Annotated in this window: 27 protein-coding genes; 22 read left to right on the top strand and 5 right to left on the bottom strand. The window is 42.7% G+C overall.

Going from position 1 to position 26,857, the window contains the following annotated elements:
* Positions 1 to 59 precede the first annotated feature (59 nt).
* From pdxY to C9J01_RS09270, 16 genes are all read left to right on the top strand, one after another.
* Positions 60 to 929 (top strand): pyridoxal kinase PdxY, encoded by an 870-nt coding sequence (gene pdxY, locus C9J01_RS09195; protein WP_107297828.1) that lies wholly within the window; start codon positions 60 to 62, stop codon positions 927 to 929.
* A gap of 168 nt (positions 930 to 1,097) precedes the next feature.
* Positions 1,098 to 2,288, top strand: coding sequence for a BamA/TamA family outer membrane protein (locus tag C9J01_RS09200; protein WP_107297829.1), 1,191 nt, complete (start codon positions 1,098 to 1,100; stop codon positions 2,286 to 2,288).
* 163 nt (positions 2,289 to 2,451) lie between these two features.
* Positions 2,452 to 4,482, top strand: coding sequence for a carboxylesterase family protein (locus C9J01_RS09205; RefSeq protein WP_107297830.1), 2,031 nt, complete (start codon positions 2,452 to 2,454; stop codon positions 4,480 to 4,482).
* 146 nt (positions 4,483 to 4,628) lie between these two features.
* Positions 4,629 to 5,846: a sodium/glutamate symporter gene (gltS, locus tag C9J01_RS09210; protein WP_107297831.1), complete on the top strand. Its 1,218-nt coding sequence runs from the start codon at positions 4,629 to 4,631 to the stop codon at positions 5,844 to 5,846.
* A gap of 259 nt (positions 5,847 to 6,105) precedes the next feature.
* Complete coding sequence (locus C9J01_RS09215; RefSeq protein WP_107297832.1) at positions 6,106 to 7,101, top strand: porin; 996 nt, start codon at positions 6,106 to 6,108, stop codon at positions 7,099 to 7,101.
* Positions 7,102 to 7,626: 525 nt separating this feature from the next.
* Complete coding sequence (locus tag C9J01_RS09220) at positions 7,627 to 8,001, top strand: hypothetical protein (protein WP_107297833.1); 375 nt, start codon at positions 7,627 to 7,629, stop codon at positions 7,999 to 8,001.
* A 21-nt stretch (positions 8,002 to 8,022) separates the two neighbouring features.
* Positions 8,023 to 8,790, top strand: coding sequence for a F0F1 ATP synthase subunit A (gene atpB, locus C9J01_RS09225; RefSeq protein ID WP_107297834.1), 768 nt, complete (start codon positions 8,023 to 8,025; stop codon positions 8,788 to 8,790).
* A 43-nt stretch (positions 8,791 to 8,833) separates the two neighbouring features.
* Positions 8,834 to 9,070: a F0F1 ATP synthase subunit C gene (gene atpE, locus C9J01_RS09230; RefSeq protein WP_107297835.1), complete on the top strand. Its 237-nt coding sequence runs from the start codon at positions 8,834 to 8,836 to the stop codon at positions 9,068 to 9,070.
* Between the two features lie 35 nt (positions 9,071 to 9,105).
* The gene (locus tag C9J01_RS09235; RefSeq protein ID WP_107297836.1) at positions 9,106 to 9,576 is read left to right on the top strand and encodes a F0F1 ATP synthase subunit B; all 471 of its coding nucleotides are present in this window, start codon (positions 9,106 to 9,108) and stop codon (positions 9,574 to 9,576) included.
* 11 nt (positions 9,577 to 9,587) lie between these two features.
* On the top strand, positions 9,588 to 10,121 hold the full coding sequence (locus C9J01_RS09240) for a F0F1 ATP synthase subunit delta (protein ID WP_107297837.1): 534 nt from the start codon (positions 9,588 to 9,590) through the stop codon (positions 10,119 to 10,121).
* 13 nt (positions 10,122 to 10,134) lie between these two features.
* A complete protein-coding gene (gene atpA, locus C9J01_RS09245; protein WP_107297838.1) occupies positions 10,135 to 11,676 on the top strand; it encodes a F0F1 ATP synthase subunit alpha in 1,542 nt (513 codons plus the stop codon).
* A 15-nt stretch (positions 11,677 to 11,691) separates the two neighbouring features.
* A complete protein-coding gene (gene atpG / locus C9J01_RS09250) occupies positions 11,692 to 12,564 on the top strand; it encodes a F0F1 ATP synthase subunit gamma (protein ID WP_107297839.1) in 873 nt (290 codons plus the stop codon).
* A gap of 20 nt (positions 12,565 to 12,584) precedes the next feature.
* Complete coding sequence (gene atpD / locus C9J01_RS09255; RefSeq protein WP_107297959.1) at positions 12,585 to 13,970, top strand: F0F1 ATP synthase subunit beta; 1,386 nt, start codon at positions 12,585 to 12,587, stop codon at positions 13,968 to 13,970.
* Positions 13,971 to 13,987: 17 nt separating this feature from the next.
* Positions 13,988 to 14,431, top strand: a complete 444-nt coding sequence (locus tag C9J01_RS09260; RefSeq protein WP_107297840.1) for a F0F1 ATP synthase subunit epsilon — start codon at positions 13,988 to 13,990, stop codon at positions 14,429 to 14,431.
* Positions 14,432 to 14,593: 162 nt separating this feature from the next.
* Entirely contained in the window at positions 14,594 to 15,001 is a 408-nt protein-coding gene (locus C9J01_RS09265; protein WP_237156916.1) for a glycine zipper family protein, read from the top strand.
* Between the two features lie 20 nt (positions 15,002 to 15,021).
* Positions 15,022 to 15,786 carry a hypothetical protein gene (locus C9J01_RS09270; RefSeq protein ID WP_107297842.1) on the top strand — a complete coding sequence of 255 codons (765 nt, stop codon included), beginning with the start codon at positions 15,022 to 15,024 and terminating at the stop codon, positions 15,784 to 15,786.
* Positions 15,787 to 15,865: 79 nt separating this feature from the next.
* Here the strand turns inward: C9J01_RS09270 and C9J01_RS09275 are convergent, their stop codons facing one another.
* Positions 15,866 to 16,297: a hypothetical protein gene (locus C9J01_RS09275; protein WP_107297843.1), complete on the bottom strand. Its 432-nt coding sequence runs from the start codon at positions 16,295 to 16,297 to the stop codon at positions 15,866 to 15,868.
* Positions 16,298 to 16,565: 268 nt separating this feature from the next.
* Between C9J01_RS09275 and C9J01_RS09280 the strand changes: the two genes are divergently transcribed.
* Entirely contained in the window at positions 16,566 to 17,471 is a 906-nt protein-coding gene (locus C9J01_RS09280) for a LysR family transcriptional regulator (protein WP_107297844.1), read from the top strand.
* A gap of 45 nt (positions 17,472 to 17,516) precedes the next feature.
* Here C9J01_RS09280 and C9J01_RS09285 read toward each other — a convergent pair whose 3' ends face one another.
* On the bottom strand, positions 17,517 to 18,788 hold the full coding sequence (locus C9J01_RS09285; protein ID WP_107297845.1) for a cation:proton antiporter: 1,272 nt from the start codon (positions 18,786 to 18,788) through the stop codon (positions 17,517 to 17,519).
* A gap of 472 nt (positions 18,789 to 19,260) precedes the next feature.
* Here C9J01_RS09285 and C9J01_RS09290 point away from each other — a divergent pair, with 472 nt between their 5' ends.
* Entirely contained in the window at positions 19,261 to 19,644 is a 384-nt protein-coding gene (locus tag C9J01_RS09290; RefSeq protein ID WP_107297846.1) for a hypothetical protein, read from the top strand.
* 80 nt (positions 19,645 to 19,724) lie between these two features.
* Positions 19,725 to 20,255, top strand: a complete 531-nt coding sequence (locus C9J01_RS09295; protein WP_237156918.1) for an outer membrane beta-barrel protein — start codon at positions 19,725 to 19,727, stop codon at positions 20,253 to 20,255.
* A 74-nt stretch (positions 20,256 to 20,329) separates the two neighbouring features.
* Here C9J01_RS09295 and C9J01_RS09300 read toward each other — a convergent pair whose 3' ends face one another.
* On the bottom strand, positions 20,330 to 20,638 hold the full coding sequence (locus tag C9J01_RS09300) for a transthyretin-like family protein (protein ID WP_107297848.1): 309 nt from the start codon (positions 20,636 to 20,638) through the stop codon (positions 20,330 to 20,332).
* Positions 20,639 to 20,914: 276 nt separating this feature from the next.
* On the opposite strand from C9J01_RS09300, the gene C9J01_RS09305 reads away from it, so the two are divergent.
* Positions 20,915 to 23,152, top strand: a complete 2,238-nt coding sequence (locus C9J01_RS09305) for a patatin-like phospholipase family protein (RefSeq protein WP_107297849.1) — start codon at positions 20,915 to 20,917, stop codon at positions 23,150 to 23,152.
* Positions 23,153 to 23,265: 113 nt separating this feature from the next.
* Here C9J01_RS09305 and C9J01_RS30165 read toward each other — a convergent pair whose 3' ends face one another.
* Positions 23,266 to 23,535 carry a helix-turn-helix domain-containing protein gene (locus tag C9J01_RS30165; protein WP_107297850.1) on the bottom strand — a complete coding sequence of 90 codons (270 nt, stop codon included), beginning with the start codon at positions 23,533 to 23,535 and terminating at the stop codon, positions 23,266 to 23,268.
* Here C9J01_RS30165 and C9J01_RS29490 point away from each other — a divergent pair.
* The gene (locus C9J01_RS29490; protein WP_158264516.1) at positions 23,498 to 23,695 is read left to right on the top strand and encodes a hypothetical protein; all 198 of its coding nucleotides are present in this window, start codon (positions 23,498 to 23,500) and stop codon (positions 23,693 to 23,695) included. The genes C9J01_RS30165 and C9J01_RS29490 overlap by 38 nt on opposite strands.
* 79 nt (positions 23,696 to 23,774) lie before the next feature.
* Here C9J01_RS29490 and C9J01_RS09315 read toward each other — a convergent pair whose 3' ends face one another.
* Positions 23,775 to 24,662: a LysR family transcriptional regulator gene (locus C9J01_RS09315; protein WP_107297851.1), complete on the bottom strand. Its 888-nt coding sequence runs from the start codon at positions 24,660 to 24,662 to the stop codon at positions 23,775 to 23,777.
* A gap of 475 nt (positions 24,663 to 25,137) precedes the next feature.
* Between C9J01_RS09315 and C9J01_RS09320 the strand changes: the two genes are divergently transcribed.
* Positions 25,138 to 26,793 (top strand): hypothetical protein, encoded by a 1,656-nt coding sequence (locus C9J01_RS09320; RefSeq protein WP_237156919.1) that lies wholly within the window; start codon positions 25,138 to 25,140, stop codon positions 26,791 to 26,793.
* The last annotated feature ends 64 nt before the right edge of the window (positions 26,794 to 26,857 follow it).

Below are 26,857 nucleotides of genomic sequence, written 5' to 3' on the forward strand. Positions count from 1 at the left end.
TTCACCGGCCAGTAATATGTGGCCTAGTTTCCTTTAATAAATAACGAAGAAGGTGAGATATGTCTGGTATTCTGTCCATTCAATCACATGTTGTGTATGGAAGAGCAGGGAATAGCTCAGCGATATTTCCGTTGCAGAGGATGGGGTTTGATGTTTGGCCCATTCATACCGTGCAGTTTTCTAACCATACTCAATATGAACAAGGGTGGACAGGCAGAGCGTTTGCGGCTGAAGATATTACCCAGCTGGTTAGCGGTATCGACAACATAGGGAAATTAGGTCAATGCCAAGCGGTGTTGTCTGGCTATCAGGGTAGTGCGGAGCAGTGTGAAGCGGTTATTGACACAGTAAAGCGTGTAAAAGAGCGCAATCCTGAGGCTATCTATACCTGCGATCCTGTAATGGGTGACCCAGCCAAAGGCTGTATCGTTGCGCCGGGTGTGGCAGAAGTCTTGATTAACCAAGTCATGCCAATGGCGGATATTATCGTGCCTAACCAGTATGAGCTAACCCAGTTTACTGGCATAGAGATCAACGATTTGCAAGATGCTATTACGGCTTGTCAGGTCGCATTGAGCAAAGGCCCAAAATTGGTTGTAGTTAAACATCTTCACAGTATTAGCAAAGACAAATTTACTATGATGATGGCGTCTAAAGATGGTGTATGGCTAGCCGAACGTCCATATCTAGATTTTGCCAAACAACCCGTTGGTGTCGGTGACTTGATTTCAGCCCTATTCACGGGGAAATACCTAAGTAGTCAAAATTCTCGACTTGCCTTTGAGTTTTGTAACAATGCCAGCTTTTCTGTATTGGAGAAAACATACCAATTGAATGAGTGGGAATTGCAAACAATTGCTGCCCAGGACGATATATTTTTCCCGAAAAATAAATACAAGCTGCAGAGGGTTGCTTATTTTGGACTGTAAAACTAAAAGTCAACTACCCAACTTTCTTGCATTTATCAACAAAGGGTTAGTACCAACGTTGATGTTGGTTTGTTCCATGCTGGGTGTAGCGATGATTAAGCCATTTCAAATATTAACCGGCTTCCAGTTAATGAAAGTCTTTTTTTAAAATAATTATATTATTTCTCCATGTTAAAAAAAATCACGACCACGGCTGCCATTTTAAGTGCAGCCATAACTGCTATTCCAGCAGCAAACGCTATCTCATTCACCGATCCTGTGGATGGTAAATTTGACATGGGTGACTATCTGGCTGAGAACGCCTATGGTTTTTTGCCGGTGCCTATCATTATCACTGAACCTGCTGTGGGCTATGGTGGCGGAGCGATGGGGATCTTTCTCCATGAATCCGAATCAGAAAAGCAGCAGCGCAAACAACTCGCACAACAATCACTAGATGGTGGTGCCCAGCTAATACCACCGGCTGTGACTGTTGTTGGAGCGGCGGGGACCCAAAACGGTACCTGGCTGGCTTTCGCTGCTCATCGCCGGACGTGGAATAAAGACAAAATCCGATATTTGGGCGCTGTCGGGTACGGTAACGCCAAACTTGATATCTATGACACGCTTTCACTCGGTGGTAATGACGTCGAGTTAGCGTTTGATACTGAATCTACTGGCCTTGTGGTATTGCAAAAAGCTGAATTCAGGGTAGGAGACTCTCCTTTGTTGCTTGGTGTTAAACAGTTTTTCTCCCGCTCGACGATTGAATCTTCCAATCATTTAGCAGACAAGCTTCTGACTGGTTTTATGGGCAAAGAGACCAATATGTCCAGTCTTGGCATATTGGCGAAATACGAAACCATAGACAACTTATTCTTCCCGCGTAATGGCTTTGTGGTTAACGCCGAATACGATCTCTACCGCGAGGCCATCGGTAGCGACTATGAGTATGACCAGTTCAAATTGGAGGGGCAAGGCTATATCCCTATCAATAACAAATGGACAGTAGCTGTCGCAGGTGATTACCAGAGTCTGAAAACAGATGAATGGTTTTTACCTCCATTGTCTAAGCCCTATATCGACCTAAGAGGCGTTTCTGCGTTTCGATACCAAGGGGACGAAGTAACCACCCTGCAAGGTCAATTGATGTACCACCTAGACAACCGTTGGACTGTATCGGGTTTTTATGGGGCCGGTAAGGCAACGGATAATGGGCTTTTGAAAAATCCCCTGACTAAGAGCGAAAGTAGTGTCGATGCCTATGGTGTGGGTTTCCGCTACCAAATTGCCCGCCGCTACGGTATCCATATGGGAGTAGATGTGGCTTTCAGCGAAGGCGACAGCGCACTGTATTTCCAAGTGGGCTCTGGTTTTTAAAGGCTCTAATTGTTGTCGGGCAAAGGGTGGATAACGTCCTACATAATCGATTACGGCATTTGATGTCATCTCTCTACAATACGCTTCATTCACGGGCTAGTGGCATTCGTTTAGCACGTTGGGCATGACTTAATTCACGATTATTTTTCTGAAGAAGATTTTTATGAAACTGTTTACTCGTACTCTGGTGGCAACAACGATTGCCATGGGCTTGGCCGCCTGTGGTGGTGATAATAAAAATGAAAGCCCAGTTAACAATAGCGCGGTGGTATATAGCGATAACGCCACAATTACAGGCGTGACTGAAACTGTTCAAATAAATAATATCCAAGGCGAAACAGAGAAAGTGCAAATCGAAGCCTACAAGGGGATTCGTTTTGCAGAGGCTGGTCGTTTTCAGCACAGCCAGGTGAAAAGTTTGAGTGGCAATATTGCCGCCATAGATTTCGGCGATATTTGCCCGCAATCAAGTGCGAGCACAACCACCCAATCAGAAGATTGCCTTAACCTGAATATTTGGCGACCAGCAAATATTGAAAATTACGGAAAACTTCCGGTATATGTCTTTATTCATGGTGGATTATTTGAGACCGGCTCCGGCTCACACAAAATGAATCACGGTGATGTGATTGTCGCACAAAGTGTTTCTGATACTGCATTGGGTGAGCGTACAGAACCGTTTATTGCAGTGACCTTGAATTACCGTTTGGGATTGTTGGGTAGTTTGTGGATTGACCCTGAAGATGATCCAAAGGGGGGCAACTATGGAATAGGTGACCAAAAAAGGGCTTTAGAATGGGTAAATCAGAATATTGGATTCTTTGGTGGTGATAGTCAAGATGTCACAGTGTTTGGCCAAGGCGCTGGTGCCAGCTCAATCGCTATTCTTCAACAAGTAACAGATGAAGAGCAAGACCCTGACAGAATTGATGACATTGCTGGAAAGTACTTCTCGAAAGCAATAATGCAAAGTAACTCGGTAGGACTTGCTTTAAAAAGCAACAAGTCAGCGGCAGCACTGAGTGAATCATTGGTTGATTTTGCAAATACAGAGTACCCAGAACAGAGCAGCGAAAACGTTCTTAAAAACTTGCCTATTGATAAACTATTAGTCGTACAAGAAAAAGCAAAAGGCATTGATACCAAGATTAGTAATAAATTAAGCAACTTGTTGAGTACATATAGTACATCTTCACTGTTGCCTTATGCTCCTTATATAGAGAACTATAAAAAATTCATCACGGAGAAAAAAGGCTACCACGTCACGGAGCAGAAGCATCAAGTAGAATTTAAAGTTCCTACAGTGCTGGGGTTCAACGAGCATGAATCAAACAGCTTTGCTTCATTGATAGAACTGCTATTTCTATACAACATCTCCGATGGTGATGAACAGCCTTTGCTGCTTCCTGAACTTGGGTATGACACAACAATCAATGAACTATTTGATCATTTAACGGGTGAAGAGTCAGAGCTTGAAGATGGTCTAAAAGAAACTTTAGAAACAGTACGTACTGTTCTGGGAGAGTTAATAAAGTTAGATTTAGACCAACCGGTGCGCCAAAATATGTACCCAGTTGTTGCAAGCTTGTTCTTTGGTAGCGATACAACATCAGAGATATTTAAGTTAGAAGATTATAAGCCGAACAACGATCAATCATTGCTTGATGGTGGCGCCGCAGCAAATATTGGTAAGTTTCATAAGCTATTAAATGATTTACTATTTGACTGTGCTTCATATGTTTTGGCACAAGAGCAAAAGCAACCGGTAACATTGTATCAGTTTAAATATAATGCAGGGTTCTCTGTTTGGCCGATAGGTGATAATGACGGCATTCTAGATAAAATCAACGGTATTGTTAAATCTATTGGCTGTTTGACTGGTAAAGCTTGTAACGGGTCAGAGCTTCCCTTTGTATTTAACAATAACTACAACATGGATGAGCAGAAAATGTTGTCTTTGAGCGGCAAAGATAAAGCGTTGCAAAGCAAAATGTCTCGGGTGTGGTTCACTGATGAGATTTTTAACCAATATGACAGCGAAAGCGATAACGTTTGGGTTGTTGATAAAGATGGTGTGTTTGAAGAGAAGTACAAATGGGATGCTGAGTATAATCAAGGTCAAGACCCAGCCCTTCAGTTTGGTACCTGTAAGGTACTAAAAGATAACGGTATTTTGTTTAATTATATGAATTAAAATTATTTTTTTCGTTGCTATAAAACAGGAAGGTGCGAACACCTTCCTGTTTATTTTCTACCTTAATGATTTTCTCTATGGAATGAATACCACTTAATTTCTAACGTCCAGATTCAGTTACTGGGTGCTCAGCACGTCGAGGCTCTATGGATACATTAATTTCAATTGGCGCACTGGAATCTTTTCTAATCGCAATTTGTGTGCTTATTCTTGGTTTAGTTATCAATAAACATGTCACTTTATTTCGCAAGTTTAGTATTCCCGAGCCTATTGTCGGCGGTTTGGTTATCGCCTGTATCATTACTGCCCTTCATCTCAGTGGAATACAGATAGAATTTGATTTACCCCTGCAAAACACCTTAATGCTGATGTTTTTCAGTACCGTTGGCCTGGCGGCTAGCTTTAAGCAACTTGCCAAGGGTGGGGCTAAAGTTTTTGTTTTCCTAGTGGTTGCCTCAATTTACATAGTAATTCAAAACGGTGTAGGCGTTGGAATGGCGACTATGCTGGGTCTTGAACCACTAATGGGGCTCATTGCAGGCTCAATAACCTTATCAGGCGGGCATGGTACAGGGGCTGCTTGGGCGCAGACATTTACTGACAGCTTTGGCCTTGAGCATACCATGGAGATTGCTATGGCTGCTGCGACCTTTGGTCTTGTGATGGGCGGGATTATTGGTAGCCCAGTTGGTAAAAGGTTGATCAGTAAGAATGATCTATCTAAAACATATAGTGATAAGGAACCAGAGCAGTCGAATGTCGTTACCTTTATTGAAACAAAAATAGAGCGGGTTACAGCGCAGAAAGTGATGGCTAACCTGTTCTTGATCATGCTGTGTGTGACAGGGGCGAAATACCTCCATCAATATATTAATAGCTTGGCTATTGATTGGTTGATGATCCCAGATTTTGTCTATGCATTGTTCATCGGGGTAATTATTACCAATACTTGTGATGTGGTTAAAGCTAACCCAGTAGATACCGAAACCACAGACATTTTAGGTACGGTTTCACTGTATTTGTTTTTGGCTATGGCGCTGATGAATTTGAAACTATGGAATATATTTGATCTGGCTGTTCCATTCTTACTTATTCTTTTGACACAGTCGGTGATTCTGGCGTTGTTCTCATATTTTGTCACCTATCGGGTGATGGGCAAAAACTATGATGCCGCTGTGATATCGGCAGGACACTGTGGGTTTGGGCTAGGAGCCACACCTACAGCTGTCATGAACATGGGAACGCTCGTTAACGAGTATGGCCCATCACCACAGGCCTTTGTTGTGATTCCTATTGTCGGTGCTTTTTTTATTGATATGGTTAACTTAGTTATCCTACAAGGATTTATCAGTGTCATCGGTTAATATTTTAATTTAAATGACTATGAGTACTTAAATAGCCTGCTGTGTATCGCAGGCTTTTTATTTATTTTAACAAATAGTGATGGGTTTGGTCCATCAAAAGAGATTATCGGATTATATATTTTTATCTTATATTTGTCTCCGCTATCTGATGCGGAGGATAAATAAACTTAAGTCTAACCTTCCCGTCAGTTCTCATTAAAAAAACAAGCAAAAATATCTTATTGCTTTTCTATCGATACACAAATTAGGAAATTAAAAAATGAAGAAAACACTTATCACTCTGGCTTTAGCGAGCATGGCGACGACAGCAACAGCAGCGAATGTCTATAGCCAGAATGGAAGTGAACTAAACATCGGTGGTCGTGCTGAATTCCGTGGTGATTTCAATGGCAAAGAAAATGGCGACAAAGTTGACGGCACAATGCAGAACAAAAGCCGTTTTCGTTTGAATGTCGGTGGCTCAACGGAAATTAACGATAACCTGACCGGCTATGGTTTTTACGAAGCCGAGCAAACGGTGAACTCGTCTGATGACAACTCACAAGAGACAAACTTCAAGCAGCGTTACATGTACGCTGGCCTGAAAGGCAATTGGGGTGCACTGTCTTTTGGTCGCCAAAATACTGCCGGTGTACAAATCTCTGATATGTCGGATATCGCAACATTTACAGGTGCACAGAAGTCTTTCATCGCATCTGGTGACGAGCAGGTAAACAATACCATTGCTTATGGTGTACAGGTGGGCGGTGCCAATGTCCAGGCTAGCTATATTCTAGGCGAGGAAGACAACTCAGATGGCTACGGTGTATCGGTTCTCTACAGTTTCCCTGTAGGTGTAGGTATCGCTTTGGGTTATTCGGCAAATGATTCATACGTAGAAAATGATGTGCGTATTGACCAACAGCAGAACCAAGTTATTGCCGGTGTGAACTATTCTCATGGCGGCTTGTACACCGCATTGACTTACACTAACGGTGATTACAATGATACCGAGGATTTCAACGGTACTGAATTTGCCATTCAGTACAAATTCCATAATGACTTCAAACTAATTGGTGCATACCAGAACCAAGAGATTGATGGAGACAAAACATCAGACTTTATCGAGGTGACCGCAGGCTATGATTTTGCCGATAACATCTACGGCTACCTGTCGTACATGAACAACCGACTGGATGCTGGTGATGGCTACGGTGACATCCGTACCGTTGATGCTGAAGACACAGTACGTCTAGGCCTGCGTTATACGTTTTAATTAACGTCTAGTTTTTTAATTAAAAATATTTTTTAATTAAATATAACCCCAGCAATTTTATATTGCTGGGGTTCTTCTCGTTAAGTATATTTCCAATAGCCAATAGCCAATAGCCAATAGCCAATAGCCAATAGCCAATAGCCAATAGCTACTTAAAAAAAAGCCCTAACTCTATGCTAATAGTAGATACTAATGGCATAAAATTAGGGCAAAGAGCCTATTACATTAAAAGAATGTCAGGCCTCCTCGTCCGTTGAGGAACATGAAAAAAAGTTAAAATGAACATAGCAGTTACAACATATATACAGCAACGATGGGCTTGCTGTATGTTGAGGGAATAATATAAATATATTTACTCTTTCTTTCAATACCTTTTAGTTGGAATTGTTATAAATTTCTATGTAGGGTTTTATCCGTCAAATGTGATGTGCAGTTATTAATTTCATTAAATATAATGTGTTTATTCTCAAAGCATGAATATAAAAGGAGTTTTTAAGTCACACTATAGTTATTGGGAGGGTAACATTGAATGGTTTAGCGAGTGATGATATACAGCAAGCTGCTAATAGCATGTTGATTAGTCAAAGTATTGTTGGTTCAACCTTGGTGTTCATTTGTTTTGCAATAAATGGTCATATCGACATTAAGTCTGTGTTATTTGGAGTGATTATATCTATTCTTCCGACACAACTTGGAATGCAAATGGCAAACTTCAAAGTTAAGGTACTTGGTGTGTTTAATCCTAAGTCTTTAGCGGTGACAAATATTACAACCAAGTGGGCATATACAGCATTGCTATTTATTTCAGTAATTCATTTTTCATCAGTGAGTTATACAGAGATGCTTCTCGCCTATGTGGTTACTACGTTAGCACATTTAATCACGCCTGCTTTTAGTTAACCAGTTGTAGGGTTAAATGAGGTGGAAATACTAACAACTGCTCATGATTACATTGAGCACCATCTGACCTTCCTCACTATCGGTGAAGGCTTTTGGAGTCTGAACCTTGATTCTATGTTGATGGTTTGGTTATTTGGTCTTGTTTTTATTGGTGTTTTTCGATATGTCGCAACAAAAGGGACAAGTGGTGTTCCCAGTCGCTTTCAATGTTTCATAGAAATCACCTTTGAATTTGTAAATGATTTGGTTAAGGAGATATTCAAGACCCAAGATAAGTTAATTGGCCCATTGGCGTTAACTATCTTTGTGTGGGTTTTCCTAATGAATGCAATTGACTTACTGCCAATTGATTATTTTCCGATGTTTACCCGAATACTAGGGTTTGAACATTTTAGGGACTTACCTTCGGCAGATGTGAATGTCACTATGTCAATGGCATTAGGTGTGTTTATTCTAATCATTGGCTATACACTCAAGCATAAAGGCATTAAAGGGTTTATCAAAGAGTTAACAACACAACCGTTCGGTCACCCTTTGTTATATCCAGTTAACTTTGTTTTAGAAATGATCACACTGATTTCTAAGCCAATTTCATTAGGTTTACGTTTGTTTGGCAATATGTATGCAGGGGAAATGATATTTATCCTGATAGCATTAATGCCATGGTGGATGCAGTGGGCTCTGAGTGTGCCGTGGGCATTATTCCACATTTTAATCGTTTTCTTACAAGCGTTTATTTTCATGGTTCTTACCGTCGTGTATTTAGCGATGGCGGTTGAAGAAGACTAATTTCGAATTACTACACTGAATTAAATTATATCTAGGAATTATTATGGATCTTGCAAGTGCAATTCTTTACGTCGCTGGTGCTTTGTTAATTGGTTTGGGTGCTGCGGGTGCAGCAAGCGGTATTGGTAACCTAGCAGGTAAATACCTAGAGGGCGTAGCGAGACAACCTGATATGACCCCTATGCTTCGAACCCAGTTTTTCATCATGATGGGTCTTGTTGATGCAGTCCCAATGATCGGTGTTGGTATTGGTCTCTACATTATTTTTGCTGTGGCCTAATCCTAATAAATAACGAAGCTTAATCTGGGGATGTTATGAATTTAAACGCAACCCTGCTTGGCCAGGCAATTTCCTTTGTGATTTTTGTATGGCTATGCATGAAGTACGTGTGGCCACCTTTATTGGCGTTACTGGATGAAAGGCGAGATGAAATTGCTAAATCATTGTCTCTCTCGGCTAATGCGGAAAAGGAACTGCAAATCGCAAAGGCTAATGGCCAGCAATTGATAGATGAAGCCAAGAAAAACGCCTCGCAACTGGTTGAGCAAGGTAATCAGCGCAAGGCACAGATTATCGCAGAAGCCCAAGCGGTTGCTGAACAAGAGAAGGAACGCATTGTGGCGCAAGGCCTGGGTGATATTGAGTTGGAGCGAAACCGAATGAAGAACGACCTCAAGGACGAAATGGCTTCATTGGTAATTGAATGTGCGCAAAAACTGATTGATAAAAACTTGGATACATCAACCAACCGTGAGTTTGTCGATAAGTTAATCCGTGAAATCTAAAGGGGGGAATAATGTCCGACGAAAATAGCATTGCTCGTCCCTATGCAAAGGCTGCATTTGAGTTTGCCAAAGAGCACGACTCTCTGGCGTCTTGGAGCGATATGTTGGCCTTTGCAAGTCAGGTGATTGATGAGCTTCAAGCCAGTGAAGTAATGGCATCGGTTAGTGATAAAGCGGTTTGGTCGCAGATAGTTGTCGATGTATGTGGCGAGAATATTGACCCGTACTTTACCAACTTCCTCAAAATCCTTGCAGAAAATGACCGACTTTTTTTGATTACGGATATCAAAGCAAGCTTTGAAGAAATAGTCGCTAGCTTCCAGCGGACCAAGTTGGTCAGTGTCATCGTGGCAGAGCCTCTGCAATTGTCTCAGGCAGAAAATCTGACTAAGGCTCTGGAGGCAAAATATCAATGTTCTATCGAGTTAGACATTGACGTTAATGAGGAATTGATGGGCGGCATGGTGCTCAAAGATGGTGAAACCGTACTGGATGGCAGTATTAAGCATGCTGTGGACTCGCTCTCGAGCCGCTTACATAGTTAATAGGTAAAAAGATATGCAATTAAACTCGAATGAAATCAGCGAGCTAATTAGGCAGCGCATTGAACAATTTGATCTGCCAGCGCAGGCCCACAATGAGGGCACCATCATTTCTGTAAGCGACGGCATCATTAAGATCAACGGTCTTGCAGATGTGATGCAGGGCGAGATGATCGCTCTGCCGGATAACCGTTTTGCCCTTGCCTTAAACTTGGAGCGTGATTCTGTCGGCGCGGTAGTCATGGGGCCTTATGCCGATTTGTGTGAAGGCATGAAAGTGCAGGGAACGGGCCGTATTCTAGAAGTACCTGTTGGTAAGGGGCTACTGGGGCGTGTGGTGAATACCCTTGGTCAGCCTATTGATGGCAAAGGCCCAGTTGAGCAAGATGGTTTTGCGCCGGTAGAAATTATCGCACCGGGTGTGATTGACCGTAAATCTGTCGACCAACCTATTCAAACCGGCTACAAAGCTGTTGATGCCATGGTTCCTATTGGCCGTGGCCAGCGCGAATTGATCATCGGTGATCGCCAAACCGGTAAAACGGCTATGGCCATTGATGCCATCATCAACCAAAAAAACTCCGGTATCTACTCTGTTTATGTGGCTATCGGTCAAAAGGCTTCCACTATCGCCAACGTTGTCCGTAAGCTTGAAGAGTATGGTGCATTGGAAAACACCATTGTTGTAGTGGCGTCAGCCTCTGAAGCTGCCGCGTTGCAATATCTGGCACCTTATGCCGGATGCACAATGGGTGAGTATTTCCGTGACCGTGGTGAAGATGCGCTAATAGTTTACGATGACTTATCAAAACAAGCAGTTGCTTACCGTCAGATTTCACTATTGCTGAAGCGCCCACCGGGCCGTGAGGCGTTTCCGGGTGATGTGTTTTACCTGCACTCGCGCCTATTGGAAAGGGCTGCACGGGTTAATGCCGAATATGTCGAGCGTTTTACCAACGGTGAAGTGAAAGGGAAAACCGGCTCGTTGACCGCGCTGCCAATTATTGAAACCCAAGCCGGCGATGTTTCTGCTTTCGTTCCAACCAATGTGATTTCGATTACTGATGGTCAGATTTTCTTGCAAACCCACCTGTTCAACGCGGGTCTACGTCCGGCGGTTGATCCGGGGATCTCGGTTTCCCGAGTAGGGGGAGCCGCGCAAAGTAAGATCATGAAAAAGCTATCCGGTGGCATCCGCACCGCACTGGCACAGTACCGTGAATTGGCAGCATTCGCCCAGTTTTCTTCCGATCTGGATGATGCTACCCGCAAGCAGTTGGATCACGGTGAGAAGGTGACAGAACTGATGAAGCAGAAGCAATATTCGCCGATGCCGGTTGCCGAGCAATCATTGAGTATTTTTGCTGCTGAAAAAGGCTATCTCACTGATGTGCCATTAGCACGTATCGTCGAGTTTGAAACGGCATTGATTGACTTTGCCAATAGTCAATATAGCGATTTGCTGAACAAGATAAATGTTAGTGGTCATTATGATGATCAAGTCGAAGCTCAATTGCATCAGGTGCTGCGGGAATTTTTCGCAACACAGGCATTTTGATAGCAGGAGGGCGCTATGGCGAACGCTAAAGAAATCCGCACCAAAATAGCCAGTGTGCAAAGCACACAGAAGATCACCAGTGCGATGGAAATGGTTGCTGCCAGCAAAATCAAGAAAGCACAGGACAATATGGGCGCAACGCGCCCCTATGCCGAGACGATCCGCCGGGTGATCAATCATGTCGCTAGCGGTCGGCTTGAATACCACCATCCGTATTTGGAACAGCGTGAAATCAAGCGGGTAGGTTACATAGTGATTGCGTCCGACAGGGGCTTGTGTGGTGGCCTAAATAGTAACTTGTTCCGTCAGGTCTTGCAGGATCTGCAACAGTGGCAAACCAAGGGTGTTGAGGTCGAATTCACCCTGATTGGTGCCAAAGCCATTAGCTTATTTCACAGCATTGGCAACGTCGTCGCACAAACTTCAGGTCTCGGGGACAAACCGAAGCTGGAAGCATTGATGGGGCCGGTAAATGCCATGTTGGAACAATATGAGAATGGCAAGGTAGACCGGGTGTTCTTGGCAAATAACGTCTTTGTGAACTCGATGGTACAAAAGCCGACGATTTCACAGTTACTTCCACACCCCGAGATGTCATCGGAGGTAGCACAAGATAATACCAAGCCATCCCGCTGGGATTACATCTACGAGACACCTCCCAAGGAGATGTTGAACGAACTCATGGTTCGCTATCTAGAGTCCCAGGTTTATCAAGGTGCGGTAGAAAGTACCGCTTGTGAAATGGCAGCACGGCAGATGGCCATGAAAGCGGCGACCGATAACGCCGATGACCTAATTAATGATCTACAACTGGTGCACAACAAGGCACGACAGGCGGCAATTACTCAGGAGTTGAGTGAAATTGTGGCAGGCGCGCAAGCGGTATAAAGAGAATGACTGAGGTAGAAATGAGTACAGGTAAAATTGTTAAAGTCATTGGCGCGGTTGTCGATGTCGAGTTTGAACATGATGCAGTTCCCCGTGTATACGATGCTTTGAAAGTCGCGGGTGAAAGTAATCTTTCATTGGTGTTAGAAGTCCAACAGCAAATTGGTAGTGGCGTAGTACGTTGTATTGCAATGGGTTCGTCTGATGGGTTACGCCGTGGTTTGATTGTCGAAAATACCCATAACCCAATTACCGTACCGGTGGGCGAGCAAACGCTTGGCCGTATCATGAATGTGCTGGGTGAACCTATTGATGAGTGTGGTGATATTGGTGAAGAGCAGTCATACCCAATCCATCGTGAAGCCCCTTCCTATGAAGAGCAAGCGAATAGTACCGAGTTGTTGGAAACTGGGGTAAAAGTGATCGACCTGATTTGCCCTTTCGCCAAAGGAGGCAAGATCGGTTTATTCGGTGGTGCGGGTGTAGGTAAGACCGTCAATATGATGGAGCTGATCAACAATATCGCCAAAGCGCACTCAGGACTCTCTGTATTTACCGGTGTAGGTGAACGTACCCGTGAAGGTAATGACTTCTACTATGAAATGCAGGAATCAGGGGTGCTGGACAAAGTCGCCATGGTCTACGGCCAGATGAACGAGCCACCGGGTAACCGCCTGCGAGTTGCCCTTACCGGGTTAACCATTGCTGAGCGCTTCCGTGATGAAGGCCGTGACGTACTGTTGTTTATCGACAATATCTACCGATATACCCTGGCGGGCACCGAGGTTTCTGCACTGTTGGGACGTATGCCTTCAGCGGTAGGCTATCAGCCAACCCTAGCAGAAGAGATGGGTGTGCTGCAGGAGCGAATTACATCGACCAAGCAAGGCTCTATCACTTCCATCCAGGCAGTGTACGTACCCGCTGATGACTTGACGGATCCTTCTCCGGCAACAACTTTCGCCCACTTGGATGCAACTGTTGTACTGTCCCGTAATATTGCAGCGTTAGGCCTGTACCCAGCCATTGACCCGCTGGACTCGACCTCTCGCCAATTGGACCCTCAAGTGGTAGGTCAGGAACATTATGAAGTTGCTCGTGGGGTGCAGACAGTACTCCAGCGATATAAAGAGCTAAAGGATATCATCGCGATTTTGGGTATGGATGAGTTGTCAGAAGAAGATAAGCAAACTGTTGCTCGTGCTCGTAAGATAGAACGCTTCCTGACTCAGCCATACCATGTTGCTGAAGTTTTCACCGGACAGCCGGGTAAATTTGTGTCCCTGCAAGAAACCATCGCGGGCTTCAAGGGGCTGCTAAACGGTGATTATGACGATATTCCGGAACAAGCATTCTTGTACTGCGGTGCTATCGACGAAGTGATCGAGAAAGCGAAACAACTTTAATTAAAGGAGGGATCATCATGGCTATGGGGGTCACTCAGAAAACCTTTCAGCTTGATATCGTAAGTGCTGAAAAAACACTATATTCCGGGCCTGCCCATGCACTCGCTGTATCGGGGCAAGACGGTGAACTAGGTATAAGGCCGGGTCACTCGCCTTTACTGAGTAAATTGAAGCCAGGCGTGGCGAGCTTTGTGTCTGATATGAAGGAACCTGAAGAAGTCCTTTATATTTCAGGTGGAATTGTTGAGGTGCAACCTTCTGTAGTAACCGTGCTGGCCGATACGGCGATGCACGGGAAGGACATCGATCAAGCCCGCGCAAATGAAGCTCGCCGAGCTGCTGAAGCAAATATCCAAGCCCAAGCAGAAGGCCAAGGTTTCCAAGTGGCACAGATGGAATTGGCAAAAGCCGTTGCTCAGCTCAGGGCAATTGAGCTAACCCAAAAAGCAATGCGCCGCTAAGCATTATCTCCAATAATACCGATAAAGCTCTGGGCAGTACCGAGCCCAGAGTTTCTTTCGTAAGTGAAATATATAAATGAATAATTAATATCAAAGTTAATTGTTATAGGGTTAACCATTAAATTAACTTTGCTATTAAAATTAAAACTTCAGGTTGCGTGTATGGTAAATAAAAGAATGTGCCAAGTATCGATATTGGCATTGCTATTTTCGTCAAATTGCTTTGCCAATATTATTATTGACACAAAGAATATCGATCAGGAAAAGTATCATGCTGATATGTTCGAATGTCAGCAGCACTCCCAGCAAGTTCAGCATCAGCAGGTAGAAAGTACGGGGAGATCCGCTTTAGGTTCTACTGCTAGAGGAGCAGCTTTGGGTGCTGCAGGTGTCGCTATTGCGGGTGGTAGTGGTTCAGATGGCGCCAAAGTCGGCGCTGGGATTGGCCTAGTCAGCGGACTGACATCCCATCATAGGGCAAAAGAGCAAAGCGAGATTGCTTACAGTGCAGAAGTGGAACAAGTCATTAAGCACTGCATGGCCAGTCGTGGTTATACCGTATTGAATTAAAGGTGTACAAGAGAGGATATATGAATTCTATTTACCCTTTTGAATATAAACTAAGCGCTGTTGACTATAAAAAGCTGGCATCAGTGTTCCATGAATTAGTACAAGGCGGCGGCTTTGAATATGACAAAGCATACACGGATGATTTGTTAAGTTACTTTATTTCCGATTTAAGCCTTAGCGAACTTAAAAGGCGGTTTGATGGAGATGAGCTAACTTATACAAATGATTTTGAAATGCTAAATGATCCTATCTTTAATCATCAATATTCCATGATTAAAGATTATAATGTCAATTTCCATGGCATTAAGAATACATCGACCTACTGTGATCTCCACAGTATGTTTGAAGAAGCACTGTTAGAATTACGCGTAACAAGCTCGGTGATCAAGGTAGACTATATTGATACCCCGTTTGAGTCAGCTGATATCCTAAACGAACTGGAGTCTAGGCTTTCGGAGTTACTGGTACGTCATGTTAGTGCTGATATCGCTATCCAAACAGAGCACAACAGTAATGTGAAGTTAGTTGATAAATCAGTCATTATTGATAAGCATGCCATAGTGAGCGTGATCTACCATAAAGATATCATTGAAATTGCCAGTGAAATCAATGAAGTCGTAGATAAAATCAGTCAGGAGTATCAATTCAGTTATGAATTGCTCCATGAGCACGAGATTGAACTGGATAACCTGAAGTATTTCAATATCAATAGTGCTTACCAAAACTATAATATGCCGCTGCTTAAGGCTCACATCAACACGGTTGAAGAGGAAGTAATGGGGTAAGGGATATTGGCAAAACAAGAAAAAGCCCAGAACGGATTGCTGTTCTGGGCTTTTGTTTATCGACTGGTTTATTTAACAATCACTTATATTCGACTACGCGTGCAGAGAATTCAGTAATATCTGCGTCGCCAACAATGTGCTGGTAGTACTGGACTGAGAAGTAATCAGGGTTGTCCTTGCTAACACGTTTCATTACTTCCTCTTCAAGAGTTTCAAAACTATGCGTTGAGGTCAGGAAATAGTGACGGGTTTTTTCTAGGCCCATGTACTTAGCTTGCTTTTTGGTTACATAAACATCTTTATACTCTTCGCTGACCATCATCTTTACGTCTGCTTCTTCAAAACCACCGTGTTCATCGGGGGTGACGATGGCCATTACCTCACCCTCGACATGCATTAATTGAGAAAGGGACGCATCCAGTTTGTCGTGGTTGGACTGAGGTGTTGTGTTAGGTTGGGCTACAGCGTTAAATGACAGCGCAATCAGGGATGCGATCATCAATTTTTTCATTATATTTTCCTAGCTTGTTGTGTATACGGGCTTTTTTTGCGTTAGTGTATGAATCTAACCGGTTGAATTATATCTATAATTTCCAAGCTGATTAACTCGCTTATGATGGATGCCACCCTCGTAAGTTATTTAGGGCTCCAAGTAATCAAACTGAAGGGGGAGAGTGTATTTCTGCTTAATTGCCATCGCACGATTATTGGCGGTCAATAGAGCGGAAAACGAAAAGGGTGCTAATGTTAATGAATGATTATAAAAGAGATTAGCGGTAGTGACCTTTAGTATTGAACAACTTACCACCTTTGTTGCCGTATACGAGACTAAGTCTTTCAGTAAGGCGGCCACTCAACTTGGCAAGCACCGGACAACCACTAGTCAGGTGATCAGTAATCTCGAAGATGACTTGGCAATCCCACTTTTTGAGCGAGTTGGTCGCAGTGTCGAAGCCACTAATGCTGGCCGGATGCTGTATCACTATGCAAAAATTGTCGTTGAGCAAGCAAGGGCACTCAACAAGGTCGCGATGAGTTTGTCGGCGGGGATGGTTGAAGAAATTAATATTGCCTACTCTAGTTTCATTCCCAACAATGTGTTGGTTGCGATAAGGGACAGGCTGTCTGAGCAGTTTCCATTGCTTAAGGTTAACTACTATATTCGGTCCAAGCCTGAAATAGAAGCAGGTATCGAAAATGGTGATTTTCAATTTGCCTTCGTTAATGTCGATGCGCGTCGAGCTATGCATAGTAAAGACGCAACCTTTCTGCGGAACTTAACATTTCGTGTTTATGCTTCAAAGTACAGTGAGATAGCCCGTACCCCTAATGATTTGGTACTTTCCAAGCTAAAGACAACCCGGCAATTGGTACTCAAATCTATGATCGATGATGAGATGGCAGAAAAAATCATAATGTCTGCTAACTATGAGGTGGTTGATAGCCTTGCGTTAATGATCAAATTAATCAAGGAAGATATCGGTTGGGGAGTTATGCCGAATATGGTGTTTGTCGATAATGTTATCGAGGGTATTACGGAAGTTGAGTTTGATGAATTTCAAGATGACATCATGGTTCCTATTGGTTTTTGGTGCGTTTTTTCAGAAAACTTGACCGAGATAAAACAGGCGATCATGGAAGCGGTTTCTGACTTTGTCGAAACGGCCCCGCGAATGAGACGTTAAGTTAGTATCGAGTACCCTGCAATTTACTACAGGGTATTCGTATTATTATTGCTTTAACTGGTTTGCTTCGCTGACAAGTCCTGAAATGGTAGAGCCTTGGACTAGGATAGAAAATATGACGACGGAATAAGTCATAGCTAGTATGACTTGCTTCAAATTGAGGATATGATTGCTGTCTAACCAAATGTCAGCAGGTATCGATAGCGCCATGGCTATCGCGAGTCCCCCGCGTAACCCTCCCCATGCAATAATACCCACAGAGTAAGGATTATAAGCCTTGAACTTGGCAAAGAACTGATAGCATAAAGAAACACTAAAATACCGTGCAATCAGTACAATAGGGACGGCTAACATAGCAAGCAACCAATCTTGGCTATTAAAGCTAACCACTAAAAGCGTGAACCCCACCATAGCAAATAAAACACTATTAAGGCATTCATCAATGATACTCCAGAAACGGTCTAGTTCTTCAGATTCTTGAGGACTCAATGCTTTGAACCGACTCCAGTTACCAATAATGATACCTGAAACAACCATGGCCAAAGGCGCAGAGACATCAATACTTTCTGCAAGGCTGTACCCACCTGTCGCAAGGAGTAACGTCAGGATAATTTTCAGGTAAAGGCTGCCCATCGCTTTGATGGAAAAATGAAAGCACAGACCAAATAGCCCACCGACCAGGATGCCACCCAGCGCTTCTTGTAAGAACAATTGGCCTACAGTGCTAAATGTTATAGGTTCACTGCTAAACGACACAGTGAAAATAGAGGTAAAAATCACCAAGCCGATACCATCATTGAACAATGATTCACCTTCAATTTGGGTGGTGATACTTTCAGGCGCGCCTAGCTTCTTGATGATCGCCAGAACAGCAATGGGATCTGTAGGGGAAATCAGCGCTCCGAACAGTAGACAGTGGATAAAAGTGAGGGGGAAGTTTATCAGTTGGCAGAAAGTATAAAGGAATGCGCCAATAAAACAGGTAGAAATTAAGGTCCCTGCCATTGCGAGGGTAAGCACCTCCCATTTTTGCTTTTTTAGGCGATCAAAGTTGATCCCGAGGCCACCTGCAAACAGAAGTAATCCCAATATGCCATGTAACAGAAAATGCTCGAAATCAAACTGTTGAATGGTGTAGGAGAAATGGACTGCGATAAGTGACCATTGGGTGCCAGAAACTGCTTTTAATAAAATAGATATAAAAAGGGTGACAGCAGTTATTGCAATCGTTGTTTGGATACGGGTAAAGCGATTGTTTAACACTGTTATAATTATTGCAATAAAGAATAATAAACAGAAAGTGTGGTATTCATTCATGGTTGTCAAAATTCAGTGATAAATAGAGGCATATTAGAAGTCAAACAAATAGCAACCTAATCATTTATGCAGGGCTCAACCCATCAAGCCCTTTCATAGATTTCTTTAAAAAGCAAATCACAAAACGATGTGGAGAAGATAACAAATAAGGCTAATATTATCCGCGAACTTGCCCATTATAGGTAACAATCATATTGAAGTTGCTGGTTGTATTATCTGTTGGTATTGGGTGACTTCGCTAGTTACTGTTCATTGTGTAATAACCTATGATTGCCCCTTTCTTTGTTGTTCATCATCACAAGGAAAGGGGATTTTTTTGGTGATATATGTTGAAAGCAATTCTACCTATTATTTTATTGGCCTGTATGGCGTTACAACCATCATGGGCAAGTCATACCCAACATCAGAAAGAACACTGTCATTTTGATAGGGAAACTGGCATGTTTAACTGCAAAAAAGAGCCTGATGGTAAATGAAAATCTTACTGAAAAGAGGAATTTCTTGGGTATTGGATCCCAATGAATATTATGATTACTTGTCAAATAAAGAAATCATAGATTTCTGTGGGTCCTTACCTAAATCTTTGGAATCAGCAGATGTAAACCTGTTTCACCATGATTTTATCCAAGCCGTAAAAAAACGCTACGGGTTAGGTTTGAAAGGGTGCAACTATGGAAATCTGATTGATAAAGACGTTCTGAAGTTAAAAAATGAAGATGAACTTCATCCTCTCATGATTGCAGATCTTAACGGGGAGAATATGCATTCAATTCGCTTATACCCTTACGGTTTAATGAAGATCATTTCCAAGCAAAGAGAACAAACATTAAATACACTGTTAATTGCCCAATTTTAAATTTAATTTTTCTATTTTTATGCTCGTGCTAATAACTTCCTCCTAAATGTTCAATGAATACCTCCCATAACCTCAATACTATGATCAAGTATGCTGCTTTAACCTTACTCCCTATTTTGTCCTTTTCAGCCTCAAGTGCCGAAAGTTGGGCTAGCCAAACTGTCTCAGATGTTGATGTTAGGTTAGGGGCGGGAATCTACCATCCAACCAACCAAGACAGTGCTTACGCTATTGAATTTGGCGCCGACTTCAATGATTTTGTTGGCTTCAAACTTCAGCACCAAACCGACGGGTCATCAACGGATAATATAGAAGATTTGAGCATGTTACGTTTTGGTATCGAAGTGGGCTATAACTACCATGCCAATGATTACTTTGCGATAAAACCTTTTATTGAGTTTGGCTCTGCATACTATAATTACAAGGAGTTAGTGTGTTCAGATGAGCAGTGTTATAAGGAAAAACAACGAGAAGTTGGTCAATATTATGGGTTAGGGGTACGGGCAAATTTCAAATATGCCTACCTGGAAGTGAACTACAAATTTGATAACATGGAGATAAAGAATGAAAGTAATATGGGTGTCATGCTTGGAGTAAGCTATCACTTTTAGGGCATAAAAAAAGGTGCCAATATTAGGCACCTATTATACCCAAGCCACATCAAGATGTAGCTTTGGTATATGGTTTATTTTTCGTTTTTAATATATTGCTTCTTAGAAACTGTCTGACCAGCATCATCAGTAGCGGTGAAGTTTACAGCACCAGAATGAATTTCAGGGATGAAGATATAAGTACGGCCTTGCTCATCAGTAGTAAAGGCTTTATCGCCAGTGTGGTCAGTTGTCACTGTAGCATTTGCAACTGGAGCGCCGTTGTCGGTTACTTTTACCCATGCAGCGTTATCTTCAGTAGTGAAATGTAAATTTAGACCCGCAAAAGCAGAAGTACTGGCAAGAAGGAGGGCTGGGATCATAAATTTTGAAGCTGTTTTCATTTTGAAACTCTCTTAATATGTATATTTTGAAATGATGTCTACTTTCTAAGGGTAACCTCAGAGTGGCTAAATAATAGCAGCTTGCCTATGTATTAAATAATCGTTTATGTAGGATTGAATCATTCAATTATAAAATTACGTTAAGTTGTCAGTCAGGATTATTGTTTAGTATCCCACCGATATATTTTTATTCATTATTGCTCCGATACAGACAGTCATTTCTATATCCATTTGGGTTCTGGGGCAAATTAATTCATCGTTCTATTGAGGACAACAATGAAATTTCGAACTCGTGGTTTAGTGGCGTCGATGCTATTACTTTGTTCATTACCTACTCTTGCTGGAGAAAGACCCAAAATTGCCTTAGTTCTTGGCGGGGGAGGTGCGAAAGGTGCAGCCCATATTGGTGTACTTAAAGTGCTTGAGGAAAATCGTATACCAGTAGATTTTGTGTCGGGTACATCAATCGGTGCTTATGTCGGTGGCCTCTATGCGCTCGGTTATGATGCGGATCAGATCGAGACGATCATGATGTCTCTTGATTTTAATACCGGTTTTTCCGATGAAATTCCAAGGGAGCAATTGAGTTACCGCGATAAGCAATTCAGGGATGAATTTCCGATCGACCCTAAAATGGGCTGGGGTGACGGTAAGTTCAAAGTGGCAAAAGGGGCCCTACAAGGGCAGACCATGTCATCGTTGATCCGTCGTTCTATCGGTTTGGTGCCAACTCTAGACAATTTCGATTCATTGCCTGTTCCTTTCCGTGCAGTGGCAACCAATATGCCTGATAGAAGTGAAGTTATTCTTCATGACGGTGATTTTGCCGAAGCGCTGCAAGCAAGCATGTCGGTTCCTGGTTTTCTTGCCCCAGTAAAGCGGGACGGAAAACTGCTGTCCGATGGCGGGATGGTAAATAATCTTCCTATTTCCATCGCCAAAGACCAAGGGGCTGATATCGTCATAGCTGTTGATATTGGAGCGCCGCTTCGTAGTGAAGATGGTATTGATTCTGTCTTTGCGGTAGTCGGTCAGTTGAGCGGTTTTTTGACCAATGAAAACCGAAACCAACAAGTAGCCATGCTGGATAATGACGACATATTAATTATGCCTCGTGTAGACGGCGTAAAAATGACTGACTTCAGTAGTATGAAACACATCATTCCACAGGGAGAGATTGCGGCTAAACGTCAGTTAGCCAATTTGAGTGATTTGTCATTGAGTGAAGCAGAGTATGCATCTTATCAACAAAGCAAACTACGACAGCGCCAGCAACTGGTTCGAAGTGTCCAGCCTATTACTAGGGTGGAACTTCAGAATAATAGTCAAGCCTCTGACCGGTTGGTGTTAGATAAGCTTAAGGGCTTACCTAAAGCCGAAATGGATGCCGAAGCGGTAGAAGATGCCGTCGAGAACGTCTATGCGTTGGATCAGTTTGAGCGGGTTGGGGCTTCGATTGAGAAAAATGCACATAACGATGAATCGACGCTGGTGGTAAAAACCGAAGAAAAAAGTTGGGGGCCGAATGTCTTTAATGCTGGTGTGCATTTTGAAGATGGTTTCAACGATGATCTACACCTAGTCGTGGATGGGGCTCTTACCGTTAATAACCTCTTTGGCTCAGGCGGGCAATGGCGAACCTCAGTCACTCTGGGTACAGATTATAATGTGGCGACTGACTGGTATCAGCCATTAGATAGTCAGGAACGGGTATATACGATGCTGGGAGGCAAACTCGGCAAGAAACGCTGGAATGGTTTGATGAATGTGGAAGATGCGCCTTTTACCCGCTTCAATCAAAAATCCAGTGAACTCTATGGTGGCGTTGGGGTGAATATATCTAATAATGCCCAGGTTGAGTTAGCTTATCGTTATGAAGACGGCGCTTTTGACGCGATGAATACCAATTTGCTTGGCGATATGGGGGATTACTGGGTACATGGTGCGGAGTTGAGTGTTGGTTATGACACCCTCAATGGTTCTATTTTCCCTACGTCAGGCCAGCAACTGACTGCAAAGGTGGGTTATAAATCCAGTGGCTCAACATCGTATTTTGATTCTTTATCTGGACAAGATGATTATTGGCAATATCAGTTGGATTGGAAGGGGGCGACCCATTTTGGTTCTCATAACCTAATTGGCCGTGTGTCCTTAGAGTCCGTTGAGCAAGGTAAGGAAAACTTGAGTAACTTGGTCACATTGGGCGGCTTCTTGAACTTGTCAGGATATGCCCGAAATAGCTTGGTCGGTAACCATAAAGCCTTAGCGACAGCGGTATATACCTATCAATTAGACAAAAAACTTGTTGGTACAGAATGGCCAGTATTCGTTGGTGCATCGGCTGAAATGGGTAACGTATGGACTGAAAAGCCAACCAGTGATTTAGACGATTGGATCAAGGCTGGAAGCGTTTTTGTCAGTGCCGAAACGTCAATGGGGGCCGCAGCCCTTTCATTCGGACAGGCAGATAGCGGCGAGAGCAGTGTGTACTTGTTCTTCGGTAAGCCTTTCTAACTAAACGTTATGACTTAAAAAGGCATCAATGGGAAACCGTTGATGCCTTTTTTATTGAATATAATATTGCCCACCAAGGTAATTATATTGACTATCAGAAGCATACCTGTGATTTACTCACTTTTATTCTTTCGTCGGAAAGCTACTGCAGTGACACCAGACCAACTTTTAAATGCACGATTGAAGTTTGCTATATCGCTATAGCCAAGGTTAAAAGCAATAGTTTCGATTGAATCCGACGTTTTGGTCAGTACCTCTCGGGCTATTTTGTACCTTGCTGCCTCTTTAACTTCACGGAAGTTGCAATTATGTTCCTGTAAATAACGGTGTAGGGTACGGCGAGTAATGACGAACAATGAAGCGAGCCACTCAATACTGAGCATGAGGAAGTGTTTTCAATGTACAGGCCAGCGCGCAACTGTCGTAGTGGGAGATGAGTGGAAGAATATTGAACAACGACTTACCCGTTTGGTTTTTATTGCTCCGAAAGGCATCCTCGAACGTGAAACCATTAGCCAGTTGCTTGATAAAACCGTGGCCTAACAGGCGTTTAAATTCATATTTGATATACAGTAAAGCCATCGACATCTTGAGAAGACAAGATGTCGATGGCTGAAACGCCTCAATCAATAAAGTTTTCAAGCGCTTTAATAATAGATTGTTTTATATTGCCAATCTGCTTAGAGTGGGGGCAGAGCAAAGTTACGGGGATCTGTGGTGCTAATTTGAATTCTTTCATCTTAAGTTCCGCAAAGCTTTCAGTTGCATACGCTGATTTCATTATCGATTGAGGTAAAAAAGCCCAACCTAACCCTTCACGGATAAATTTGATGATCAATGACAGTTGTTCAATAACCTCATAATCTGGTGAATACAAAGCACTATCACCAAACCCTTCATCTAATAAAGACCGCAAAACAAATTGGCGGCTTGATTTTAGCCCATTGAGCACTTCATCTTCAGATAATTGAGCTAAATGACTATCTTTATGCGCGAATGCTTTGAACTTGGCATAACTAAGGAATGTCCGATCAAGGCTATCAATTGCTTTTGAGCCCTGGCTGATGGTGAGTCCAACATGAACTGTGCCGTCATGAAGCGCTTTGACCACTTCATCCTTGGTCATTACCATAAAGTTTACTTTCATGGTCGGGAAGTCTTTGAGCAATTTTGAGCGGATTTGAGCCAAAGCGGGATGGGGGATAAAGCTGGTATAGCCGATAGTGATGCTCTCAAGACCACCGTAAGATAAACTTAACGCCACTTTATCAAAAGTTTTTGCTTGCTCAACAGCTTGTTTCGCATAAAGGTATAGTAGCTTTCCATCCTCGGTAGGGATAACGGAACGGCCAGCCCGCTCAAACAATTCAATGGCTAACTGATCTTCAAGGTTGGTAATAACCTGGCCGATAGTTGTTCTGTGTTTGTTTAAGCTAATTGCTGCTTTGCTAAATGACTGGCGCTCACAGACGGAGACGAATGCAAGAAGCTGTTCAAAACTAAAATTCATTAAGCGATTACCTGAGAAGTCAATGTGTGTTTGCTTTGATATGAAATGCATCTTCATTGGTAAAATGAAAATGATATTTACCCTAGATTTTAGGGTTTTAATTATTTGAATTACATAGAATTAGAATGCAATAAAATATAACACTTTGGATGGTTTTGAAAGGTTATATTTTATTTATGTAGGAATGAGTCCTACATAAGCGTGAATTGGTTTTTTTGAGTATAAATAATGATGGTGTCATCCTTCATAAAAGAGGATTGAGTACTACAAATACATTTAAAACTTAATGTTTTTTATATGTAGGAACAGATCCTACAAAAGTGATTGTCATAATATTAAATAATATCATAAAGTTCACCGCACATTAGCCGTAGTATATATGTGCTCGTCCACAATATCCTATTTATTCTTTCACTTTAGGTTTCACTAAGCATTGAGTTTGGTGTCCTGATTATTTGTGTCTAGCAGTTTTATTATGATTCAAACAGATAAATTGTTTTCTAAACCGTCTAACAGGGCATTGAGTCTCAGTGCAATTGCATTGCTTGCCGCTTTTCCTGAAATGGTCCTAGCCGAAGAGCGAAAAGGCTCTACGGTTCAACAACAAGTTCAGCAGATGGATGTATTCGAACAATATAAGATATCGAAAGACATCCCCAAATACGCGTTGAGTTCACTGGTCCAGGCCAGCGATTTGGTCGAACATGTCAAGAAGACGGTCACATACAATGGTGAGTCCGAATCATCAGAAGCTTACTTGGTTCAGAGTATTGACCATAAGGGGAATATTGACCTCAGGGTAAAATATGATGAAAAAAAGCTGAGTAAAAATGAGGATGTGCTGGATCAGATCGCCAAGTTGACTCGAAATGAGTATCGCCTCAGGGACTACGCTGATAGCTATGATAAAAAGTCGGTGACGCATTTTAAGACTGGGCCACATTCAGCGGTGATCAATTTCAATTACTCTAAGTTTGGTCTTCCTCAAGATGTCGCTTACTTCCGTTTTATGCGGGTGAAGCTGTTTCTTGAGCATGGCAAAGTGACCAAAATGGAAGTGAGAAACTCCCAGCCATTTACGTTTGCTGGTTATAACATTGATGATTACCTTCAGGAGATTACCTTCGATACCCTTGATGAAACAAGTGAAGTGGTCATGAAACAAAAGATCATCACGGCGAAGGGGAAACGAAAGAATAAGCCGGTAACACTAGAGTATGTCACGACACCTGTCGCGCACTACGATGACACCGGCATGGGTGTGGTAGTACTCGACCAAACATTGATGAGTGAAGTCTCTGATCCCCGCTATCGTGAAGAACGTGTCGATATAAATCGAACGTTTCCTTTAATGGGCGATATGATCCGCCGTAAAGGGATTGACTTGCCGATGCCCTATGGTGTCTCGTTAGCTTATCGTGATCAGGACTTGAATATGGATCTGACCAGTTTCAGTGTATTTGGTCTGGACCCAAATTTGATCGCTAAGTTTTTTGACCCAGAAAAGACAACGGCCAAAATCAATGCCAAAAGTGTCACCCTGCGTGGTGATGTGAACATCCTGCCGTTCTGGAATGTGTTTGGTTATATTGGCCAGATTGATATTAACGCCAAGGTAAAGACCCAATTCAGAGGCAATGATGAGCCTATTTGTGTGGTTGACTGTAATTTATTAGAGATCCCAGAGATGGATGCTGTTGATCTTAATATTCCAATCCACCTTCGCTATAGCAGTGTTGGGGTAGGTACTACGCTGGCTGTGGGGTACAAGAATTTGTTTGCCTCCGCGACCGCAACTTATACCAAAACAAAGCTCGATGGGGCTGATGATTGGGGTGATGGCATCATGACCTATCAACCATTGATTGGTTACCAGTTACCGGATTACCGAGCGCAAATTTTCGTCGGTGCGGAATATCAGGATTATGACGACTATTTAGATGGTAACGTGAATTTCAAGGTCGGAGGGATCCCAGTCACTATGCCATATCACGTTGGTATCGATGTTGACCGTTGGACCTATACAGTAGGCTTCAACAAGGAGTTGGGTAAAAGCTACAACATCACAGGGATGTACAGCACTGGTGAAGACCGTGATTCAGTGACATTGAACCTTGGCTATAGGTTCTAACTGATTTCATTAATTCAAGTCAAAATCCGGCTGGCGCTAGCGCCAGCCGGATTTTTGTCAACAA

The sequence above is a fragment of the Photobacterium rosenbergii genome, assembly GCF_003026455.1.
Classification (GTDB): Bacteria; Pseudomonadota; Gammaproteobacteria; order Enterobacterales; family Vibrionaceae; genus Photobacterium; species Photobacterium rosenbergii.

Coding starts and splice junctions, on each gene's coding strand:
- C9J01_RS09295 (WP_237156918.1), top strand. CDS start 19,725: ATGATCAAGTATGCTGCTTTAACCTTACTCCCTATTTTGTCCTTTTCA.
- C9J01_RS09315 (WP_107297851.1), bottom strand. CDS start 24,662: ATGAATTTTAGTTTTGAACAGCTTCTTGCATTCGTCTCCGTCTGTGAG.
- C9J01_RS09200 (WP_107297829.1), top strand. CDS start 1,098: ATGTTAAAAAAAATCACGACCACGGCTGCCATTTTAAGTGCAGCCATA.
- atpG (WP_107297839.1), top strand. CDS start 11,692: ATGGCGAACGCTAAAGAAATCCGCACCAAAATAGCCAGTGTGCAAAGC.
- C9J01_RS30165 (WP_107297850.1), bottom strand. CDS start 23,535: ATGCTCAGTATTGAGTGGCTCGCTTCATTGTTCGTCATTACTCGCCGT.
- C9J01_RS09240 (WP_107297837.1), top strand. CDS start 9,588: ATGTCCGACGAAAATAGCATTGCTCGTCCCTATGCAAAGGCTGCATTT.
- C9J01_RS09300 (WP_107297848.1), bottom strand. CDS start 20,638: ATGAAAACAGCTTCAAAATTTATGATCCCAGCCCTCCTTCTTGCCAGT.
- C9J01_RS09285 (WP_107297845.1), bottom strand. CDS start 18,788: ATGAATGAATACCACACTTTCTGTTTATTATTCTTTATTGCAATAATT.
- C9J01_RS29490 (WP_158264516.1), top strand. CDS start 23,498: ATGACGAACAATGAAGCGAGCCACTCAATACTGAGCATGAGGAAGTGT.
- C9J01_RS09270 (WP_107297842.1), top strand. CDS start 15,022: ATGAATTCTATTTACCCTTTTGAATATAAACTAAGCGCTGTTGACTAT.
- atpA (WP_107297838.1), top strand. CDS start 10,135: ATGCAATTAAACTCGAATGAAATCAGCGAGCTAATTAGGCAGCGCATT.
- C9J01_RS09305 (WP_107297849.1), top strand. CDS start 20,915: ATGAAATTTCGAACTCGTGGTTTAGTGGCGTCGATGCTATTACTTTGT.
- C9J01_RS09265 (WP_237156916.1), top strand. CDS start 14,594: ATGGTAAATAAAAGAATGTGCCAAGTATCGATATTGGCATTGCTATTT.
- C9J01_RS09260 (WP_107297840.1), top strand. CDS start 13,988: ATGGCTATGGGGGTCACTCAGAAAACCTTTCAGCTTGATATCGTAAGT.
- C9J01_RS09290 (WP_107297846.1), top strand. CDS start 19,261: ATGAAAATCTTACTGAAAAGAGGAATTTCTTGGGTATTGGATCCCAAT.
- C9J01_RS09275 (WP_107297843.1), bottom strand. CDS start 16,297: ATGAAAAAATTGATGATCGCATCCCTGATTGCGCTGTCATTTAACGCT.
- C9J01_RS09235 (WP_107297836.1), top strand. CDS start 9,106: ATGAATTTAAACGCAACCCTGCTTGGCCAGGCAATTTCCTTTGTGATT.
- atpE (WP_107297835.1), top strand. CDS start 8,834: ATGGATCTTGCAAGTGCAATTCTTTACGTCGCTGGTGCTTTGTTAATT.
- gltS (WP_107297831.1), top strand. CDS start 4,629: ATGGATACATTAATTTCAATTGGCGCACTGGAATCTTTTCTAATCGCA.
- C9J01_RS09320 (WP_237156919.1), top strand. CDS start 25,138: ATGATTCAAACAGATAAATTGTTTTCTAAACCGTCTAACAGGGCATTG.
- C9J01_RS09215 (WP_107297832.1), top strand. CDS start 6,106: ATGAAGAAAACACTTATCACTCTGGCTTTAGCGAGCATGGCGACGACA.
- atpD (WP_107297959.1), top strand. CDS start 12,585: ATGAGTACAGGTAAAATTGTTAAAGTCATTGGCGCGGTTGTCGATGTC.
- pdxY (WP_107297828.1), top strand. CDS start 60: ATGTCTGGTATTCTGTCCATTCAATCACATGTTGTGTATGGAAGAGCA.
- C9J01_RS09205 (WP_107297830.1), top strand. CDS start 2,452: ATGAAACTGTTTACTCGTACTCTGGTGGCAACAACGATTGCCATGGGC.